Origin of the sequence: Pseudomonas umsongensis (assembly GCF_012647205.1) — a bacterium.
GTDB classification, from domain to species: Bacteria; Pseudomonadota; Gammaproteobacteria; order Pseudomonadales; family Pseudomonadaceae; genus Aquipseudomonas; species Aquipseudomonas umsongensis.
Window position 1 is genome coordinate 2,435,379 of the sequence record NZ_CP051487.1, and the last position, 18,842, is coordinate 2,454,220.

General features: G+C 60.7%; 16 protein-coding genes. 11 read left to right on the forward strand and 5 right to left on the reverse strand.

Annotation, left to right across the window (positions count from 1 at the left end; all coding sequences use genetic code 11):
- Positions 1-99: 99 nt before the first annotated feature.
- Positions 100-912, reverse strand: a complete 813-nt coding sequence (xthA, locus tag HGP31_RS10915) for an exodeoxyribonuclease III (protein ID WP_020800046.1) — start codon at positions 910-912, stop codon at positions 100-102.
- A gap of 184 nt (positions 913-1,096) precedes the next feature.
- Between xthA and HGP31_RS10920 the strand changes: the two genes are divergently transcribed.
- The 3 genes from HGP31_RS10920 (at position 1,097) to HGP31_RS10930 (ending at position 7,209) form a co-directional block, all read left to right on the forward strand.
- On the forward strand, positions 1,097-1,747 hold the full coding sequence (locus HGP31_RS10920) for a GNAT family N-acetyltransferase (RefSeq protein WP_008057251.1): 651 nt from the start codon (positions 1,097-1,099) through the stop codon (positions 1,745-1,747).
- Between the two features lie 63 nt (positions 1,748-1,810).
- A complete protein-coding gene (locus HGP31_RS10925) occupies positions 1,811-3,538 on the forward strand; it encodes an autotransporter assembly complex protein TamA (protein ID WP_083348704.1) in 1,728 nt (575 codons plus the stop codon).
- Complete coding sequence (locus HGP31_RS10930; RefSeq protein WP_168757675.1) at positions 3,535-7,209, forward strand: translocation/assembly module TamB domain-containing protein; 3,675 nt, start codon at positions 3,535-3,537, stop codon at positions 7,207-7,209. The genes HGP31_RS10925 and HGP31_RS10930 overlap by 4 nt, the downstream gene beginning before the upstream one ends.
- 652 nt (positions 7,210-7,861) lie before the next feature.
- Here the strand turns inward: HGP31_RS10930 and HGP31_RS10935 are convergent.
- Positions 7,862-8,614, reverse strand: coding sequence for an anti-sigma factor family protein (locus HGP31_RS10935; RefSeq protein WP_020800358.1), 753 nt, complete (start codon positions 8,612-8,614; stop codon positions 7,862-7,864).
- Positions 8,611-9,117: a sigma-70 family RNA polymerase sigma factor gene (locus HGP31_RS10940; protein ID WP_168757676.1), complete on the reverse strand. Its 507-nt coding sequence runs from the start codon at positions 9,115-9,117 to the stop codon at positions 8,611-8,613. Before HGP31_RS10940 ends, HGP31_RS10935 begins: the two co-directional genes overlap by 4 nt.
- Before the next feature lie 158 nt (positions 9,118-9,275).
- On the opposite strand from HGP31_RS10940, the gene HGP31_RS10945 reads away from it, so the two are divergent.
- Both HGP31_RS10945 and HGP31_RS10950 read left to right on the forward strand, forming a co-directional pair.
- A complete protein-coding gene (locus HGP31_RS10945) occupies positions 9,276-10,352 on the forward strand; it encodes a catalase family peroxidase (protein ID WP_033045740.1) in 1,077 nt (358 codons plus the stop codon).
- Positions 10,349-10,894 (forward strand): cytochrome b, encoded by a 546-nt coding sequence (locus tag HGP31_RS10950; RefSeq protein WP_168757677.1) that lies wholly within the window; start codon positions 10,349-10,351, stop codon positions 10,892-10,894. The genes HGP31_RS10945 and HGP31_RS10950 overlap by 4 nt, the downstream gene beginning before the upstream one ends.
- Before the next feature lie 143 nt (positions 10,895-11,037).
- Here HGP31_RS10950 and HGP31_RS10955 read toward each other — a convergent pair whose 3' ends face one another.
- The gene (locus HGP31_RS10955; protein WP_033044646.1) at positions 11,038-12,186 is read right to left on the reverse strand and encodes a M14 family metallopeptidase; all 1,149 of its coding nucleotides are present in this window, start codon (positions 12,184-12,186) and stop codon (positions 11,038-11,040) included.
- A 294-nt stretch (positions 12,187-12,480) separates the two neighbouring features.
- On the opposite strand from HGP31_RS10955, the gene HGP31_RS10960 reads away from it, so the two are divergent.
- The 5 genes from HGP31_RS10960 (at position 12,481) to HGP31_RS10980 (ending at position 17,289) form a co-directional block, all read left to right on the forward strand.
- Positions 12,481-13,149 carry a GntR family transcriptional regulator gene (locus tag HGP31_RS10960; protein ID WP_168757678.1) on the forward strand — a complete coding sequence of 223 codons (669 nt, stop codon included), beginning with the start codon at positions 12,481-12,483 and terminating at the stop codon, positions 13,147-13,149.
- A gap of 131 nt (positions 13,150-13,280) precedes the next feature.
- Positions 13,281-14,087, forward strand: a complete 807-nt coding sequence (locus HGP31_RS10965) for an ABC transporter substrate-binding protein (RefSeq protein ID WP_008057220.1) — start codon at positions 13,281-13,283, stop codon at positions 14,085-14,087.
- Positions 14,088-14,098: 11 nt separating this feature from the next.
- Positions 14,099-14,866 carry an amino acid ABC transporter permease gene (locus tag HGP31_RS10970; protein ID WP_020800364.1) on the forward strand — a complete coding sequence of 256 codons (768 nt, stop codon included), beginning with the start codon at positions 14,099-14,101 and terminating at the stop codon, positions 14,864-14,866.
- 1 nt (position 14,867) lies between these two features.
- A complete protein-coding gene (locus HGP31_RS10975; protein WP_042955799.1) occupies positions 14,868-15,647 on the forward strand; it encodes an amino acid ABC transporter ATP-binding protein in 780 nt (259 codons plus the stop codon).
- A gap of 31 nt (positions 15,648-15,678) precedes the next feature.
- Positions 15,679-17,289: a gamma-glutamyltransferase family protein gene (locus HGP31_RS10980; protein WP_020800366.1), complete on the forward strand. Its 1,611-nt coding sequence runs from the start codon at positions 15,679-15,681 to the stop codon at positions 17,287-17,289.
- A 408-nt stretch (positions 17,290-17,697) separates the two neighbouring features.
- On the opposite strand, the gene HGP31_RS10985 is transcribed toward HGP31_RS10980, so the two are convergent.
- Positions 17,698-18,039: a DUF6124 family protein gene (locus HGP31_RS10985; RefSeq protein ID WP_042955801.1), complete on the reverse strand. Its 342-nt coding sequence runs from the start codon at positions 18,037-18,039 to the stop codon at positions 17,698-17,700.
- 129 nt (positions 18,040-18,168) lie between these two features.
- Here HGP31_RS10985 and HGP31_RS10990 point away from each other — a divergent pair, with 129 nt between their 5' ends.
- A complete protein-coding gene (locus tag HGP31_RS10990; protein WP_033039783.1) occupies positions 18,169-18,807 on the forward strand; it encodes a LexA family protein in 639 nt (212 codons plus the stop codon).
- Positions 18,808-18,842 lie beyond the last annotated feature (35 nt).

An 18,842-nucleotide genomic window follows, 5' to 3' on the forward strand; every position in this document is an offset into this window, starting at 1 on the left:
TAAGTCAGAAAGATTTCCGAAAGATGACAGCTCTGTCTGCCACCCATGCTTTGATCGTTCCCACGCAGAGCGTGGGAACGATCAAACAGGCAGCGGTTTTTAACTCAACTCCAACCAGATCGGCGCGTGATCCGAAGGTTTTTCCATGCCGCGCAGTTCATAGTCCACGCCTGCGTCCTTGATCCGTGGCAGCAGCCCGTGGGACGCCAGGATCAGGTCGATGCGCAGCCCGCGCTTGGGCTCGTCTTCAAAGCCACGGCTGCGGTAGTCGAACCAGCTGAAGCGATCGGCAACATCCGGGTTGAGGTGGCGGAAGCTGTCCACCAAGCCCCAGTTTTTCAGCCTGAGCATCCACTCGCGCTCTTCCGGCAGGAAGCTGCACTTACCGGTTTTCAGCCAGCGTTTCATGTTGTCCGGGCCGATGCCGATGTCGCAGTCTTCCGGGGAAATATTCACGTCGCCCATCACCACCAGTGGCTGGTCGTTCTTGAACTGGCTTTCCAGCAGCGCCTGCAGGTCGCTGTAGAAACGCTGCTTGGCCGGGAACTTGGTCGGGTGGTCGCGGCTTTCTCCTTGTGGGAAGTAACCGTTCATGATGGTCACGGGCACGCCATTGGCGTCGGCAAAGGTGCCCCAGATAAAGCGTCGCTGAGCATCGTCTTCATCAGTGGCAAAGCCCTTGTACAGTGCCAGTGGTTCCTGACGGGAGAGCAGGGCGACGCCGTAGTGACCCTTCTGCCCATGGAAATACACGTGGTAGCCCAGAGCCTTGATTTCTTCGAGTGGAAACTGATCATCATGGACCTTGGTTTCCTGCAACCCGATCACATCGGGCTGATGCTTTTCGATCAGCGCCGCCAGCTGATGCGGGCGAGCGCGCAGCCCGTTGATGTTGAAGGAGACGATCTTCATGCTCGGCAGTCCTGGCAAAAAGGCGATGCTAGCTGACATGTGCAACGGGAGCCAGTGCGCGGTGGGACGAACGGGATTTCATTGCCTACACTGATTTGCGATCAGCAAGGAACTGCGTCAGCCCAAATGAGCTCGTAACATCAAGAGCGCAGCCGTGCGAGCTGCGCCAGGGAGAACGACCGTCATGCCTGAAACCTCGACCGCCATTGCCGATATCCACATGCTCGACAGTGGTTACTCCCGTGAAGCCCGCTCGCTGCTATACCAGGCCTATCGCCACGAGCCGACGTTCAGCTATCTGTTCGAAGCCGAGCGTCCCGGCTATGAACAACGGGTGCGTGCCACCGTGCGCGAGTTGGTCAAGCAGCATTTTTTCCAGGAGTTGCCGGCCATCGGCCTGTTGGTCAATGACCGGCTGATCGGCATTGCCCTGATCGCGCCACCGCAACGGCGCCTGGGTGTGACTGAAAGTTGGGCCTGGCGCCTGCGCATGGTGCTCAGTACCGGTTTTCGCTGCACCCGCCGCTACCTTGAGTACCACGACGCCGTCGCTGCCTGCGTGCCGAACGACTCGGTGCACGTGCTGCCGTTGCTGGGGGTTCACCCACAATTCCAGGGCAAGCACTTTGGTGAGCAGCTGCTGCAGGCGGTGCATAACTGGTGCGCGGTGGATGAAAATTCCCAGGGTGTGATTCTCGATACCGGCAACCCTCGTTACCTGGACTTCTATAAGCGCCAGGGCTATGAAGAAATCGGTGAGGTCGCCGTGGGGCCGATTCGCGAGCACGTGTTTTTTCACGCCAATCCGCAGGTATTACATACCGCAACAGCTTGAGGTCGAACTTTCCGTGCACGCCAGGCTCTATCACGCTCCACGCTCGTGATAGCATCCGCGCCTATGAAGTTTCCAGGAAGAATTACCAGTGGCGTGCTGATGCTGATTACCAGCTGCGCGGCGCTGGCGCAAAGTGAATTGGATGTGCGGATCAAACCGTCCAACGATGCACTGAAGGCCAATATAGAGGGCTATATTGGCAGTCTCGGCGATCGTGACGAAGAGGCCTTGCTGCGCTTCAGTCGTGGCGCCGAGGAACAGGCGCGCAAGGCTGCCCAGGCCTTGGGTTACTACCAGCCGCAAATCGACAGCGAAGTGAAGGCGGGCAAGACACCGCGCCTGGTGCTGACCATCGAGCCCGGCGAGCCGGTGCATTTGCGCAACGTCACGATCCGCGTCGACGGCCCGGCGGCCAGCCTCAAGGCCTTTCGCGTGCCCAAGAGCCATGCCCTGCAAACCGGTGCGGTACTCAACCACGGCCAGTACGAGGACGCCAAGCGCCTGATCCAGAACCAGGCCTCGCGCTATGGGTTTTTCAGCGGCCACTTCACCCGTCAGAAGTTGTCGGTCGACCCGCGCGCTGGCGTGGCCGATATCGAGCTGGTCTACGACAGTGGCCCGCGCTACTCGCTGGGCAAGGTCAGTTTCGAAGGTGACACACCGTTCGACGAAGACCTGCTGCAGCGCATGGTGCCCTTCAAGGCGGGTACGCCGTATGACTCCGAACTGATCGCCGAACTCAACCAGGCGCTGCAATCAAGCGGCTATTTCGAAGGCGTGCGGGTCGACGCAGCGCCGACCGCGTCCAAGGACGAAGTGATCCCGGTGGACGTCAAGCTCGAAACCCGCAAGCCACGCACCATGGGGCTAGGCCTTGGCTACTCCACCGACGTCGGCCCGCGGGTGAAGGCCAACTGGACTCGGCACTGGGTCAACCCACAGGGTCACAGTTATGGCTGGGAGACCGAAATCTCGGCGCCGCGGCAAAACGTCGGGGTGTTCTACGACATTCCCCTGGACCCGCCGCTGACCGACAAACTGCGCTTCGCCGGTGGTTATCAGAACGAAGAAATCGCCGACAAGGACAGCCTCAGCAAGTTGCTGACCGTGGGGCCTGAGTGGCACAGCAAGTTGCCCAGCGGCTGGCAACGGGTGGTTTCGCTTAAGTGGCAGCGCGAGGAATACCGACTCGGCGACGATTCCGGCCTCAGTACGCTACTGATGCCCGGTGTGAGCTACTCGTACCTGAAAAGCGACAACCGCATCGACCCGCACAACGGTTATCGCCTGCAGTTCGAAAGCAAGGTTGCCAAGGAAGGCCTGGGTTCGGATAACAACTTGCTGTACGGCACCGCGCTGGTCAAAGGCCTGACCACGGTATTCGACAAGCACCGCTTGCTCGGCCGGGTGCAGGTCGGCGGCAGTGCCACCAACGGCTACAAGTCGATCCCGCCTTCATTGCGCTTTTTCGCCGGTGGCGATCAGAGCGTGCGGGGGTACGACTATCAAAGCCTGTCCCCGGAGAACAATCAGGGTGATCGCATTGGTGGGCGCTACATGGTCACCGCCAGCGCCGAATACCAGTATTCCGTTGCGGAAAAATGGCGCGTTGCGACCTTCGTCGATCAGGGCAACTCCTTTAATACACTTGAGCTGCCAAACCTCAAGACCGGGGTCGGTATCGGCGTGCGCTGGATCTCTCCGGTGGGGCCGATCCGCCTCGACCTGGCCCATGCGCTGGACGACGATGGCGGCATTCGATTGCACTTTTCCATGGGGCCCGAGCTGTGAAGCGTGGCTTGAAAATAACGCTGCTGGCCGTTCTGGCGATGCTGATGCTGGTGGTTTTGACAGTGGCCACGGTGCTGGGCACGGCGACGGGCAGTCGCTGGGCGCTCGGGTTCGTGCCAGGTTTGAGCCTGGACAATTTCCAGGGTCGCCTGGGTGGGCAATGGAGCGCCGATCATGTGTTGTGGCAGCAAGACACCAGCCGGGTCGAACTGGATAAGGTCATCTTCGCCTGGTCGCCGCTGTGCCTGACGCGCATGACCTTATGCATCGGGCAATTAAAGGCTGATCGGGTCAGCCTGCAATTGCCGCCCGACGCGCAAGAGGAGAGCAGTGGGCCGATCAGTCTTCCTGACTTGAAACTGCCCCTGGCGCTCGAACTGGGGGATATCCAGGTTGGCAGTCTGCTGTTCAACGGCAGCGAACAACTCAAGGGCTTACAACTGGCGGCACACTGGACAGCCAACGGCTTGCAGATCGACTCAGTGCAATTGCAGCGCGATGAGCTGAGCCTGCACTTGTCTGGCCTGCTGCAACCGACCGGCAACTGGCCGCTCAAGGCCGAGGGCAAGCTCACCCTGCCCGCACCCGGCAGCGGACCCTGGGCGCTGGCGCTGAAGATTGACGGTGACCTGCTCAAGACCCTTAACCTGAAAGCCGACAGCAGCGGCTATCTCAGTGGCCAACTGACCGGCCAACTGCAACCCTTGGTGGAAAACCTGCCGGCCACCTTGCGTATCTCCGCTGACGGCTTCAAACCCAGCGCTGACTTGCCAGACGCCCTGCAACTCAATCAGCTTGAACTGACCGGCGCCGGTGACCTGAAAAACGGTTATCAATTAGTCGGCAAGGCCACGTTGCCTGCCGAGCAAGGTCCGGTCGGGCTGGCGCTGCAAGGCAAGGTCGACGCCAACGGCGCGCAAATCGCCGCGCTGGACCTGACCGCCAACGACAAGCAAAGTCTCAAGCTTACCGGCCAGTTGGACTGGAGCAAGGGCCTGAGCGCTGATGCCAAAGTCGCCTGGCTGGATTTCCCGTGGCACCGTCTTTACCCGCTGATCGACGAACCCCAAGTGGCCCTGCGCAGCTTCAACGGTGACGTCTCCTACACCGACGGCAAATACCTGGGGCACTTCGATGCGACCCTGGATGGCCCGGCCGGGGCGTTCAGCCTGACCAGCCCGTTTGCCGGCGACCTGACGAAAATCTACCTGCAACAGATCCAGCTCGTCGCAGGGCAGGGCAAGGCCGAAGGGCACCTGAACCTGCAATTCGCCGACGGCATCGCCTGGGATACCGCGCTGGATCTTTCCGCGATCGACCCGGCGTACTGGGTCGCGGAACTGCCGGGCACCCTGGCCGGACCGTTGCGCAGCAAAGGCGAGATGAAGAACGAAACGCTCAGCCTGAGCGCCGACCTGGACCTGAAGGGCAAGTTGCGTGGGCAGCCAGCCGTCCTGCAAGCCAAGGCCGATGGCAGTGGCGAGCAATGGAACCTCAAGGCCCTGCAGATTCGCCTCGGCGACAACAGCATCAACGGCAAGGGCAGCCTGCAGCAGAAACTCACCGGGCAGATCGACATCAAGCTGGCGCGACTGGCCCAGCTGTGGCCGCAATTGCGCGGCCAGATCAATGGCCGGGTCGATGTCGCCGGCACGCTCAAGGCGCCGCAAGGCAAGCTCGGGCTGCAAGGCACGCAATTGGCTTTCCAGGACAACCGCCTGCAAAGCCTGAACCTCGATGCGACACTCGACAGCGCGCAACGGGCGAAAATCGACCTCAAGGGCAGCGGCATCCAGGCGGGCGATACCTCGCTGGGCACGCTGACAGCCAGCGGGCAGGGCGACATCAAGAATCAGAAATTGAGCCTCGACCTGCAAGGGCCCAAGCTCAAGCTCGCGCTTGGCCTCGACGGTGCACTGGACAAAGGCAACTGGCGCGGACGCCTGGCCAGCGGCGATATCCAGGCTGGTGGCCAGGACTGGAAGCTGCAGGGGCCGGCGAAACTGGAACGGCTGGCGGACGGCAAAATCAATTTCGGCGCCCATTGCTGGGCATCTGGCCCGGCCAGTCTGTGCGGTGAAGACCAGCGCCTGATGCCCGAGCCGAAGTTGCGTTACCACCTCAAGCAATTCCCCATCGACAGCCTCGCCCAGTGGTTGCCCAAGGATTTCGCATGGCAAGGCCGGCTCAACGCCGACGTGCAACTGGACCTGCCGGCCAGCGGCCCGAACGGTGTGATCAGTATCGATGCCAGCGGCGGCACGTTGCGCGTGCGCGAGAAAGATCAGTGGCTGGACTTCCCCTACCAGACGCTGAAACTCACCAGCCAGCTGACGCCCAAGCGCATTGATACCGAGCTGGATTTTGTCGGTGGCAAGCTCGGAGAATTGAGGGTGCAGGCGCAGATCAACCCGTTGCCGAAGAACAAGCCAATGACCGGCACGTTCCGCTTGAATGGCCTGGACGTGTCCGTGGCGCGACCCTTTGTGCCCATGGTCGAGAAGCTGTCCGGTCGCTTGAATGGCAGCGGCACGATTTCCGGTGGCCTGCTGGCGCCGCAGGTCAATGGCAATCTGTTGCTCAGCGATGGTGAAGTTTCCGGCGCCGAGTTGCCGATGGAGATTCAAGCGTTGCAATTGCAGGCGCTGATCGCGGGCGAATCCGTGCAGCTCAACGGCAACTGGAAAAGCGGCAAGGCCGGGCAGGGCAGCCTGAATGGCAATGTCGCCTGGGGCCAGGCGCTGGTGGTGGACCTGGCGCTCAAGGGCTCGCAGTTGCCGGTCAGCGTCGAACCCTACGCCAAGGTCGAAGTGGCCCCGGACCTGAAAATCTCGATGAAGGGGGATGAACTGGCCATCGCCGGCAAAGTGCGGGTGCCCAAGGGTGACATCACCATTCGAGAATTGCCGCCATCGACGGTCAAGGTGTCCGATGACACGGTGATCATCGGGCAGCAGACCGAAGAGGGCAAACCACCCCTGGCGATGAAAATGGACATCGATGTGGTGGTCGGCGAAGACAAGCTGAGCTTTGCAGGGTTTGGCCTGACTGCCAATGTGCAGGGGCATGTGCACATCGGTGACAACATGGACACCCGTGGTGAGCTATGGCTCAACGACGGCCGTTACCGCGCCTACGGCCAGCGGCTCACGGTGCGTCGGGCGCGGTTGCTGTTCGCAGGTCCGATCGACCAGCCGTACCTGGACATCGAGGCGATCCGCCAGACCGACGATGTGATCGCCGGCATCCGCTTGAGCGGCAGCGCCGAGCAACCGACCACGCAGATTTTCTCGGAACCGGCCCTGGCCCAGGAACAGGCGCTGTCCTACCTGGTGCTGGGGCGTCCACTGAGCAGCAACGGTGAGGACAACAACATGCTCGCCCAGGCTGCGCTCGGCCTGGGCCTGATGGGCAGCTCCGGGGTGACCGGCGGCCTGGCGAAGAATCTGGGCATCGAGGATTTCCAGCTCGACACCGAGGGCAGTGGCAACGCCACCAGCGTGGTCGCCAGCGGCAACCTTTCCGAGAAGCTCAGCCTGCGTTATGGCGTCGGTGTGTTCGAACCGGCCAACACCATTGCCTTGCGCTACAAGTTGAGCAAGAAGGTCTACCTTGAGGCCGCGGGTGGCGTGGCCAGTTCGTTGGATATCTTTTATAAGCGCGATTTCTGATCCGTGCGACGGCTCCTGCAGGGCGCGTATCCCTGTGGGAAATTCTATGGTTGAGTGCATGCCCTCAACTGGCTCTTGATCGTTCCCACGCTCTGCGTGGGAATGCCGCCAGGGACGCTCCGCGTTCCACTGACGACGCGTTAATTGAGCCGTGCGCAACGGTGATGCGAAGCGTCACAGGAAGCTATATGTGAGATTTATTGTCGGAGTACATATCCATTGCTGCGGTAACGGCCACTTATGGTTTCGCTTTTACAGCGACTCCCTTTTTCAAACGCCGGAGTGCCGGCCCAGCAAAAAGGAAGCAAAAGGCTTTGCCCCACCACTCGGTGCCTCGCTGGGGCTCGGCATGCCCTCTCTCCGGCATTGCTCCGTGGGTCGCCGCGATGGGCCGTCCCTGGCCCAGCGCGGCTAAACCGGCGTCCTGCCGGTTTCCCCACTGCGCAATGCCTGCGTTCGGCCAGCGTGGTTAACGGGGCGCTCGCGATCAACAGCAAAGCGAGGCGGCCTTAAAGCCGACCTGACTTTTGCAGGTGCACCTGGATCCCCTGTGGGAGCGAGCCTGCTCGCGAAGGCGGCAGCACATTCAGCATTGATGTCGACTGACCCCACACTTTCGCGAGCAGGCTCGCTCCTACAAGGGATAGTGTTGTCAGAACTGCGTGGTTTGCCTGAGCATCCGCGCCGCCGGCGTATCCGCCGGGCTGACCATCGCATAGTTGTAGCCACCACCCGACCAGTACTCGGCCTGTAAGCCGCCATCACTGCGGCTACCCCGGGGCAGCAAAAAGTTCTTCGGTCCCGGCGGGCGCACATAAAAGCTGATTTTCTGCCCGTTCTGATCCTCGTAGACCACCATCGCCGCCGGGCCTTGCTCAGTGCTGAGTAAACGCCCGCTGGCCGGTTTGAAGCCTGCGCCGGATAAATCAGGCAGGCGATTGGCCTGGGTGAAATAACGGTCGAGCCAGCCCTGCATGTCTGCGTCGTCGCCAGCCTTGTAGTCGGCTGGCAGGATGCCTTGCTGGGCAATCAGGCGATAGGCCTGCAGGGCATCGGTCATCGGGGCTGACGCGCCGGCCAGGGTCATTTCCCGGGCTTGCCAGCCGCTGAAGCCGCCGACGCTGACAGCAATCAGCAACATCGCGGCGCTGGCCAGGTGACGACGGGACTGGCGTTGGAGGCGTTGGCGAATGACTGCCGGTTCCAGATCGGGGTTGGTGGGCTGCTGCAAGGCGCCGCCGAGGGCTGCGCGCAGGTGCTGGGCGTCCTGCTGCCAGCCGCGAACCTGCGCGGCCGCCTGTGGGTTACTGGCCAGGAAGGTCTCCACCAGACGCCGGTCTTCCTCGTCCAGCTGATGGTCGACGTAAGCGTGCAGGTCGCGCTCGCTGGGGGGCATGCTGATCATTTGAGTCTCCGCAGGGCAGGGCGGTTGATTTCGCCATCGCTGAGTTGGCGCAGGGCTTGGCGAGCCCGAGACAGGCGGGACATCACGGTCCCGGTGGGTACGTCGAGAATCTCGGCGACCTCTTTGTAACTCAGCCCCTCAACCGACACCCACAGCAGCAGCGCGCGCTGTTCGGTTGGCAGTTGATCGAAGGCGTTGAGGGTCGATTGAGCGATCACGGTCCGCTCCACCGAAGGCTGCGCATCATCGCGTCCGGTAAAGAATTCAAGCATTCGCGCGTAGCGTCGGGAGCGACGGTGAGCATCGAGAAACTGTCGATAAAGAATCGAGAACAACCAGGCGCGCAAGTCGCCCTCGACGCGCTTGTCGCCCCAGCTTGATAGCGCACGCTCAAGACACGACTGCACCAGATCATCGGCGCTGCTGGAATTGCGCGTCAGCGATACGGCGAAGCGGCGCAACCTGGGAATGATTTCTCGCAGTTGTTCGTCGATATCGTTCATGAATTTCTGGTTTCTCACTACGCTTTGAACCAGGAAGACGCTTGGCATGGGAGGTTATTCCACACCCGGAAAAATAAACACCGGTCGATGGAATAAACCGCCGCGAGGTTCGTCTGCCTGATTCTTTTCACTTGTGGCCGATGGCCCTGGAGTCTTTCATGGTAGATCGATCATCACCGCCACCCTTGAGTGCCGCGAGCCTGATGTTGCGTCTGGCCGGCATTGCCGTGGTCGTGGCTGCAGTGGCTGGGGCGTTTGCCTACGTCAATGGCACCTTTGACCCACAGCGCCTGACCCCGAAAAAGCTGGTCAATGTGCTGGAAACCAACAACGGCGTGCACCCGGGATTTCGTCGTAACCACGCCAAAGGCGTGTGCGTGATCGGCCATTTCGAGAGCAGTGGCGAGGCGCGCAGCTATTCCACCGCACAGGTGTTCAATCAGGCGCGGACCCCGGTAGTCGGTCGTTTCGCCTTGCCGGCGGGTAATCCCTACGCGCCAGATAGCGCCGTGCCGATACGCAGCCTGGCGTTACGTTTCACCCAGGCCAACGGCCAGCAATGGCGCACCGGAATGAACAGCATGCCGGTGTTCCCGGTGGGCACGCCCGAGGCGTTCTATCAATTGCAACAGGCCCAGTCGCCGGTTCCCGCGACGGGCAAACCGGACCCGGCGGCGGTGCCGGCGTTCTTCGGCTCGCACCCGGAAGCCGCACCGTTCCTGGCCTGGATCAAGACCGCGAAACCCTCGGCCAGTTACGTGACGGAAACCTACAACAGCGTTAACGCGTTCTATCTGGTCAATGCCGCCGGGCAACGTCAAGCCGTGCGCTGGAGCATGGTGCCAGCGGTTCAGGACGCGCCGGGTGCCACCGCCCCGCAAGGCAGCGATTTCCTCGAGAAAGACCTGGTTCAGCGCATCGCCGCCGGTCCACTGCGCTTTCAGTTGAACATCACTTTGGCCAACCCCGGTGACCCGGTTAACGATGCGAGCAAGGCCTGGCCCGAGGGGCGCAAGGTGTTGAACGCAGGCACCCTGGTTCTTGAAAGCACCCAGCCGCAACTCAGCGGTGAGTGCCGCGACATCAACTATGACCCGCTGGTGCTCCCTGCAGGCATCGAAGGTTCCGACGACCCGCTGCTCGCCGCTCGTTCAGCCGGTTACGCCAATTCCTACCTGCGTCGCACCAGCGAAGTCAGCCAGTTGCCCGCCGCCAAACAGGAGGCCCAGCAATGAGCAACCAACCCAACCACTTCGCTCCACTGGCGCGCCTGCTGCACTGGCTGATGGCGCTGATGATCATCGCCATGCTGTTCATTGGCGCGGGCATGGTTGCCTCGGTGTCCGAGCGCCATGAATGGCTGATCCACCTGCACAAGCCCTTGGGCATTGCCATCCTGTTGTTGGTAATCGTGCGCCTGCTGGTGCGCTTTTCGACCACCCAACCACCATTGCCCGCAGACCTGCCGGGTTGGCAAGTACTGGCGGCCAAGGCATCGCATGTCTTGCTATATTCCCTGATGCTGGTCTTGCCGTTGTTGGGCTGGGCAATGATTTCAGCGTCCGGCGAACCGGTGATGCTCAGCAGCTCATTGCAGTTGCCGTCGATTGTGCCGGCCAATGCGCAGGTGTTCGCGTTCCTGCGCAAGGCACACGGGTATCTGGCGTATCTGCTGTTCCTGACCGTGCTGTTGCACCTGGCTGCGGCGTTGTTTCATGGCTGGGTGCGGCGCGATGAGGTGCTGGACAGTATGTTGAGGGGCAAAGACCGCGGGTGATCGCCGGCATCATTGACACTTAAAACCTGTAGGAGCGAGCCTGCTCGCGAAAAACCGGAGGACGCCGTGGGGCGTCAGGTTTCCCGCGTCATCGTTGACGACCATCGCGAGCATGCTCGCTCCTACAGGTATCGCGCGATAGATCAGCGCAAAACGCCAACCATATCCGCCACCGTCGTCAACACATCCTTGCCCAATTGCTTCGACCGTTTGCCCGACCACCCCGTCAATGGATTCGGGTGGTCGTCGTGGTCCTTGAACGGCATTTCCAGGGTCAGCGACAGGCAATCGTATTTCTGCCCGACACTGTTGCACGCCAGGGTCATGTTGGCTTTGCCCGGTTCGTCACGGGTGTAGCCGTGCTTGGTCTGGAAGTCCTTGGTAGTGTGCTTGAGGTGGTTGCGGAAGTGTTCCTCGAGTTTTTCGATCCGCGGCGTGTAGCCTGGATTGCCCTCGCAGCCAGCGGTGAACACGTGGGGGATTTCCTCGTCGCCATGGATGTCGAGGAACAGGTCGACGCCGTATTTTTCCATCTGCTGCTGGACGAAAAAGACTTCCGGGCTGAGTTCCTCGCTGGCGCTTTGCCAGGCGCGATTCAGGTCCTGGCCCATGGCGTTGGTGCGCAGGTGGCCGTGGAAGGCTCCGTCCGGGTTCATGTTCGGCACCAGGTACAGGTCGGCACTGGCCAGCAGCTTGTTCAGCACCGGGTCGTCGTGTTTCTCCAGGCGCTCGATCACACCTTCCATGAACCACTCGGCCATGTGTTCGCCGGGATGTTGCTGGGCAATGATCCACACCTTGCGCTGGCCTTCGGCGCCAGTGCCTTTGCGCAGCAGCTGGATGTCGCGACCTTCGACGCTCTTGCCGGTGGCCAGCAATTCGGTGCCGGCCTTGGTCAGTGCTTGCTCGATCAACCAGTCGTGGCGGCCACGGCTGTAGGGTTCGAAGTAGGCAAACCAGGCGTGGGTCTGTTCAGCTTCGAGGCTGAAACGCAGGCAGTCGCCCTCGAAAATGGTCGGCACACGGAACCAGTTGACGTGGTCGTAGGACGCCACCGCTTGATAGCCGGTCCAGGCCTTGTTGTAGGAGGACTGGCTGGCATTGTTCAGGCGAAACCAATGGTCCTGGCCGACATGCAGGCCGCTGGCCTTGAAGTGGAACCATTGGAAATGGTTGCTTTTGCTATCGGGACGGATGGCCAGCAGGGGTTTGAGCGGGTCGCTGACATCGATGACCTGGATGTTGCCGCTGTCGAAATTGGCACTGATGTCGAGAGTTTTAGCCACGGTCAGGGTTCCTGATTGAGATTTTTATGGCGGTACTTTACACGCAAGCGTAGCGGGCTGGCAGGGCAGATAAAACGTTTCACTGACGGTGTTACCACCCGCCCCCTGTTGGGGCTTTTTGGTTACACCCTGATTCATTTCAACTCGTTATCCCCCGACGTCGATGGGCGCTAACAGCCTTGCCGATTTCAGTTATATCAATCGAATCATGCACCTGAGCAGCGTATGGCGAAGCTGGCACGCAACGTGCTTTTTTGGCTTTATGGATAATTGGATACAAAAATACAAAAGGTGCATTTGATGAAATTCGCCCCTGCCTATACAGAGCGCCAACCTGTCACCGCTGAGGAAGAGGCTTACAACTTTCTCCTGGAGGCCATTTGCAAAGGTCGCTACCGCACTGGCGAGCGCCTGATTGCCGAGGACATCGCCGGTGAAATCGGCATGAGCCGCATGCCGGTGCGCGAAGCCTTTCGGCGCCTGGATGCCGATGGCCTGGTGACGTTGCGGCCCAATCGCGGCGCGATCGTGCGCGGCCTGAACATCGAGGAAATGCGTGAGGTGTTCGAGATGCGCAGCGCTCTGGAAGGTCTCGCCATCCGTGTTGCCGTGACGAAACTCACCGAGCGCCATTTCAGCCATCTGGAGCGCCTGCTCGATGAGATGGACGACTACCGTGAGGACGGCGCCGAGTGGGTCAGCCGCCATCGCGCCTTCCATGAATACCTGTGCAGCCTGAGTGAACGTCCGCGCCTGATGCGGCAGATTTCGGCGCTGTATTCGGTGATCGAGCCGCACATGCGCCTGTGGCTGCAACACGCCGACAAACCCCGCAGCGCCCGCGACGAGCACGCCTCGATTATTGCCGCACTGCGTTCCGGCGACCCGGACAAGGCAGCCGCGGTGGTGTGCGAACACATCGAAGGCACCATTCCGAGACTGATTCAGTTCCTCGAAGCCCATCAATAGAAGAACCCCACATTCCACTGTAGGAGCTGCCGCAGGCTGCGATCTTTTGATCTTTAGAAACAACATCAAAAGATCGCAGCCTGCGGCAGCTCCTACAGGGGACTTACGTTGCAGCCACTTGGAGTTTTGCCATGCACAAGCCTTGCGCGTTAGTTGCCGTGTTCACCTTGAGTCTATGTTCGCAATGGGCGCTCGCCGCCCCCGAGTTACCCGAGCGATTGAGCAAGAGCGAGAAAATCGTCTATTGCTCCGGCATGGATTCACCGCCGTTGGTGTCCTTTGACGTGAAACAGAAACCGGTTGGGCTGCAGGTCGACATGGGGGAGGCGATTGCCCAGCGCCTCGGTGACAAGAAAGTCGAGTGGCGCATCTCGCCTTTCGCCGGGCTGATCCCGGCGCTGCTGGCGCAGCAGTGCGACATGATCGTCGATCAGTTGTTCGACAAGCCCGAACGCCGCGAGGTGATCGACATCGTCAATTTCATGTATTCCAGCCAATCCATCGTAGTGCCCAAGGGCAACCCGAAAGCGGTGAACACCCTGGAGGACCTGTCCGGGCTCAAGGTCGCGGTCAGCAACGGTTCGACCATCCGGGTGCTGTTGGGCAAGGAAAACGAAAAGCTCGAAGCGGCCGGCAAGGCGCCGATGAAACTGGTGGTGTACAACGTCGACGCCGACGCCTTCCAGGCCTTGCGCATCAATCAGGTGGACGCGTTCGGCACCACGGTCGAATCCGCCGGCCATTATCAGCAACTCGCGCCTGACCTGTTCCAGTCGGCGGTGCCGGCGTTCAACCGCATCCTTACCGGCTTCGGCGTGCGCAAAAGCGACCCGCAGCTGACTGTGGCCTTGACCGAGGTGCTGCAAGGCATGCGCGCCGACGGCAGTTACGCCGCGCTCCTCAGTAAATGGCATGTCGACAGCGACAAACTGGACTGAGGGCAAAGCGGATGAATTTCAATTGGGATGTGTTCTGGCAGTACCTGTTGCAGCCCAGCGATGTCTACCTGACGGGGCTGTGGCTGACCTGCCTGATCAGCGTGTCGGCGATGTTGCTAGGTTGCGTCCTGGGGTTGATCGCGGCGTTGATGAAGCTGTCGAGCAACCCGCTGTTGCAGTACCCGGTGCGTTTTTATGTCTGGCTGATGCGCGGCACGCCGCTGCTGGTGCAGATCGTCTTCCTGTACACGGCACTGGCGGCGGGGGGCATTTTCCGTTTTGAGGACCTGGATCTCGGCTGGTTCATCGTGCCGGGCAACATCCAGGCGGCGATCATTGCCCTGGGCCTGAATGAAGGCGCGTATATGGCGGAAATCATCCGCGCCGGTATCGGTGCGGTGGACAAGGGCCAATACGAGGCCGGGCGCTCCCTGGGCATGACCTTTGCCAAATTGATGCGGCGCATCGTCCTGCCCCAGGCGTTCCGGGTGATCGTGCCGCCGCTGGGTAACGAGTTCAACGTGATGTTGAAAAACACCACGCTGGTCAGCGTCATCGGGGTGCAGGAGTTGCTGCTTAGCACGCAAATGGTGACCTCGGCGACTTTCCGTGTGTTCGAGCTGTACCTGGTCGTGGCCATCTACTTCCTGGCCTTGACCACGCTGTGGGGCTTCTTCCAGCGCTGGCTGGAAAAACGCTTCGGTCAATCCGATCGCCCGGCACCGGCTGCCAGCCGGATGTTTGGCCGCAACACCATGAAACTGCTGAGGGGGCGTTGAGATGGCGCACATGAGTGAAGAACTGGTGATCGAAGCCCTGGATGTCCACAAGTCTTTCGGTGACCTGGAAATTCTCAAGGGCATTTCACTGCAAGTGAAACGCGGTGAAGTGGTGGTGCTGATCGGCGCTTCCGGTTCCGGCAAAACCACCTTTATCCGCTGCATCAACCTGCTCGAAGACATTCAGTCCGGGCAGATCCGTGTCGGTGGTCGGCCAATGGGCTACCGCACCCGCGCCGATGGCAGCCTGGCCCGCGACTCGGAACGCAACATTGCGCGTCAGCGCCGGGACATCGGCATGGTGTTCCAGCGCTTCAATTTGTTCCCGCACATGACCGCCCTGGAAAACATCATCGAAGCGCCCATCCAGGTGCTGGGCGTGCCTCGTGCTGCGGCGGTGGATCAGGCGAGGGCGCTGCTCAAGCGCGTGGGGTTGGCGGAGAAAGCCGATCACTATCCTTCGATGTTGTCAGGTGGTCAGCAGCAGCGAGTGGCGATTGCCCGGGCGCTCGCGATGAAACCCCAGGCAATGCTATTCGACGAGCCTACCAGCGCCCTGGATCCGGAGACGGTTGGCGAAGTACTGCAAGTGATGAAGGAGCTGGCCGAGGAGGGCATGACCATGGTCGTGGTCACCCACGAGATGGGTTTTGCCCGCGAGGTGGCCGACCGCGTGGTGGTGCTCGATCAAGGTGAACTGATCGAGCAGGGGCCGCCCGAACAGATCTTCAGCCAGCCGAAGCATGCCCGTACCCGAGCGTTTCTCAGTCGCGTGCTTTGAGTCTGTCCAACCCATTTGTGTGAGTCCTGCCATGTTCAAGTTTTCTGCCCATGAGTATCCCTACGCGTCGCAACGTCAAAGTGTCTTCGCCAAGCGCGGCATGGTCGCCGCCTCCCAGCCACTGGCCGCCGAAGCCGGAATTGAAATGATGCGGCGCGGAGGCAATGCCATCGATGCGGCGATTGCCACGGCTGCGGCCCTGACGGTGGTCGAACCCACCGGTTGCGGCATTGGCGGCGACGCCTTTGCGTTGGTCTGGACCCAGGACAAACTGCACGGCCTGAATGGCAACGGTGCAGCCCCGCAAGCCTTGAGCATCGAGGCGGTGAGGGCGGCCGGTCATGAAAAAATGCCGCTGCATGGCTGGACGCCTGTAACGGTGCCGGGCTGTCCATCCGCCTGGGCTGAGCTGTCCACGCGGTTTGGTCGCCTGCCCTTTGCCGATCTGTTGCAGCCGGCGATCAGCCTGGCGCGGGATGGATTTCCGGTATCGCCGGTGGTTGCCTTGCAGTGGCAAACCGCACTGGAAGATTTCACTCCTGATCGTAGCGACGTGCTCGACAGCTGGTTCGAAACCTTTCTGATTGACGGCCGTGCACCGCGCGCAGGCGAACTGTTTCGCAACCCGGCCCAGGCACGCACTTTGAGCGAGCTGGCGGCCAGCGGTTGCGAAAGCTTCTATCGCGGCGCATTGGCGCAACGCCTGGACGCTCATTCGCGCGCCACCGGCGGCTACCTGCGTGCCAGTGATCTGCAAGACTACCGCGCCCAGTGGGTCGAGCCGATCAAGGTTAACTACCGCGGTGTCGACGTCTGGGAGATTCCGCCGAGCGGCCAGGGACTGGTGGCCTTGATGACGCTGAAGATTCTCGAAGGATTCGCATTCGACCACCGTGACAGCCAACAGACCTGGCACCGTCAACTTGAAGCCATGAAGCTCGCCTACAGCGATGGGCTGCACTACATCACAGACCCGCAGCACATGCGGGTTGCCGTGGACGATTTGCTCAGCGACGCCTATGCCACCCACCGGCGGGCACAGATCGGCGAACGCGCGGCGGCACCGAAGCCGGGCGATCCCCATGCCAGTGGCACCGTCTACCTGGCCACCGCCGATGCCGACGGCAACATGGTGTCATTCATCCAGAGTAATTATCACGGATTCGGTTCCGGCGTGGTGCTGCCCGACAGCGGTATCGCCCTGCAAAACCGTGGCGAAGAATTCAGCCTTGATCCCAGCCATGCGAATTGCCTGGCACCTGGGAAAAAGACCTTCCATACCATCATTCCCGGGTTTCTCAGCAAGGACGGTGAAGCGCTGGGACCTTTCGGCGTGATGGGCGGCTACATGCAGCCCCAGGGGCATGTGCAGATGGTCATGAACCTGGTGGATTTCGGGCTCAATCCACAAGCGGCCCTGGACGCACCGCGCTGGCAATGGTTGGGCGAACTGAAGGTTGGCATCGAGCAGGACGCCTCGCGAGACATGGCGGCGGCACTGGCACGGCGCGGGCACGAAGTCGAGGTGGTGTGCGATCGCACGAGTTACGGGCGGGGCCAGATCATCCTGCGCGATCCTGACACCGGTGTACTGTGTGGCGGGACCGAGCCGCGAGCGGACTCGCATATAGCCGTGTATTGATAGGCTGAGGGGGCGTCTTCCTTGACGCCGTCGCAGCTTAGAGAGTATGCGATTGATTCTCAAGTGCTATTTGCCATTAGTTTGCCCCCTCGACAGAAGGCTTCTCTTGCCAACTAATGTTGTTTTGATATGATCCGCGCCATCGAATTTGCGACACATCAAGACTTCATTAGCCTGAAGCCATAAGCCAGAAAACTGGCAAAAAAAAGACCCGGCAAAAAGCCGGGTCAAAAACCGTGATTAGCCTGATGAGGAGATAGTCCAGGCGACCGACCTAAGGTCCCTGGTCCATCGACTGATCTCGCGATCAGCTGATGCAATAATAATCATTCTCGTTTGCAAGTCAAACGATTTTGGCTGCGCGTCGGGAAAATTCTTTCCTGTCCTTCTGTCCCGGTACTCCTCCAACTAGCCTTTCTGGCCGCCCTCCAGGGAGCGGTTCACCATTGCCTTTGCCATGTCGATCATATGCACGGTCGAGAGCGCCAGGTCCCGATGTGCCCCGTGCAAATGACTGGCTGACTCGTAGGCAGTGGCGGCCGCACAACGTAGCAGCCCTGAAGCATGCACCAGGGCTTCTTCGATGCTGATATTTCGGTTTACGTCAAAGAGGCGCTCCGGCGCTGCTTCCTCTGCAATAGCTGGTTTCAAGTAATAATCCAATGCTCGCTGTGCGGCGGCGGAGCCCTGGGGTGAGTTGAGGGACGTGTCGATTTGCATGTCGGGCAAGTCGTTGCTGGGTGGATTCATGGTCAAGGCGAACTCCGTGATAAATTCAGATCCGTTTACCCATCCTAATACGTTACGTATTTATGACAATTCTATTAATACTACATTTTGTGTTTTGTCGACCGAGGTCCCCCACGTATCGTGCCGCACATGGATAAATGGATAGCATTGGTCAAGGCCAAGATGAGTGAACTCAAGATCACTCAGGAAATACTCGCCGACCGCCTCGGGATGTCCCAGGGTGGCATCGGGCATTGGCTGACAAAACGCCGTCAGCCTGGCATCGACGACATGAATCGCGTGCTGCAGGCCCTGGGCCTGGATTTTCTCGAAGTGGCGCTGGTGATTCGCGAACATGGGCAGGAACAGGACGATGAGGTCTGCCTGACGCAAAAGTACAACCCGTACTTTCGCTACCCGGTCAGTGACTGGCGGGACACCGTGCAGGTGCGCGATGGCGAGCGGGCGCCGTACCGTTTCGAACTGTCTGACTACCACGCTCGAGGCGCGGCGTTCTGGCTGACGGTGGTTGGCGATGCCATGACCGCTCCCAGCGGTCCCAGCGTTGCCGAGGGCATGTTGATCCTGGTGGACCCGGATGTGGACGCGGTGCCGGGCAAGCTGGTGATCGCGCAATGGCCGGACAGCAGCGAGGCGATTTTTCGCAAGTTGAGTGAGGAGGGCGGGCAGCGTTACCTGGTCCCGCTCAATCCGACCTACCCGAAAAGCCTGTTCACCGACGAGTGCCGAATTATCGGCGTGGTGGTCCAGGCAACCGTGAAATTCTAGCCAGGCCGGCCCGCGTCATGCGCGGGGCCGGCCTG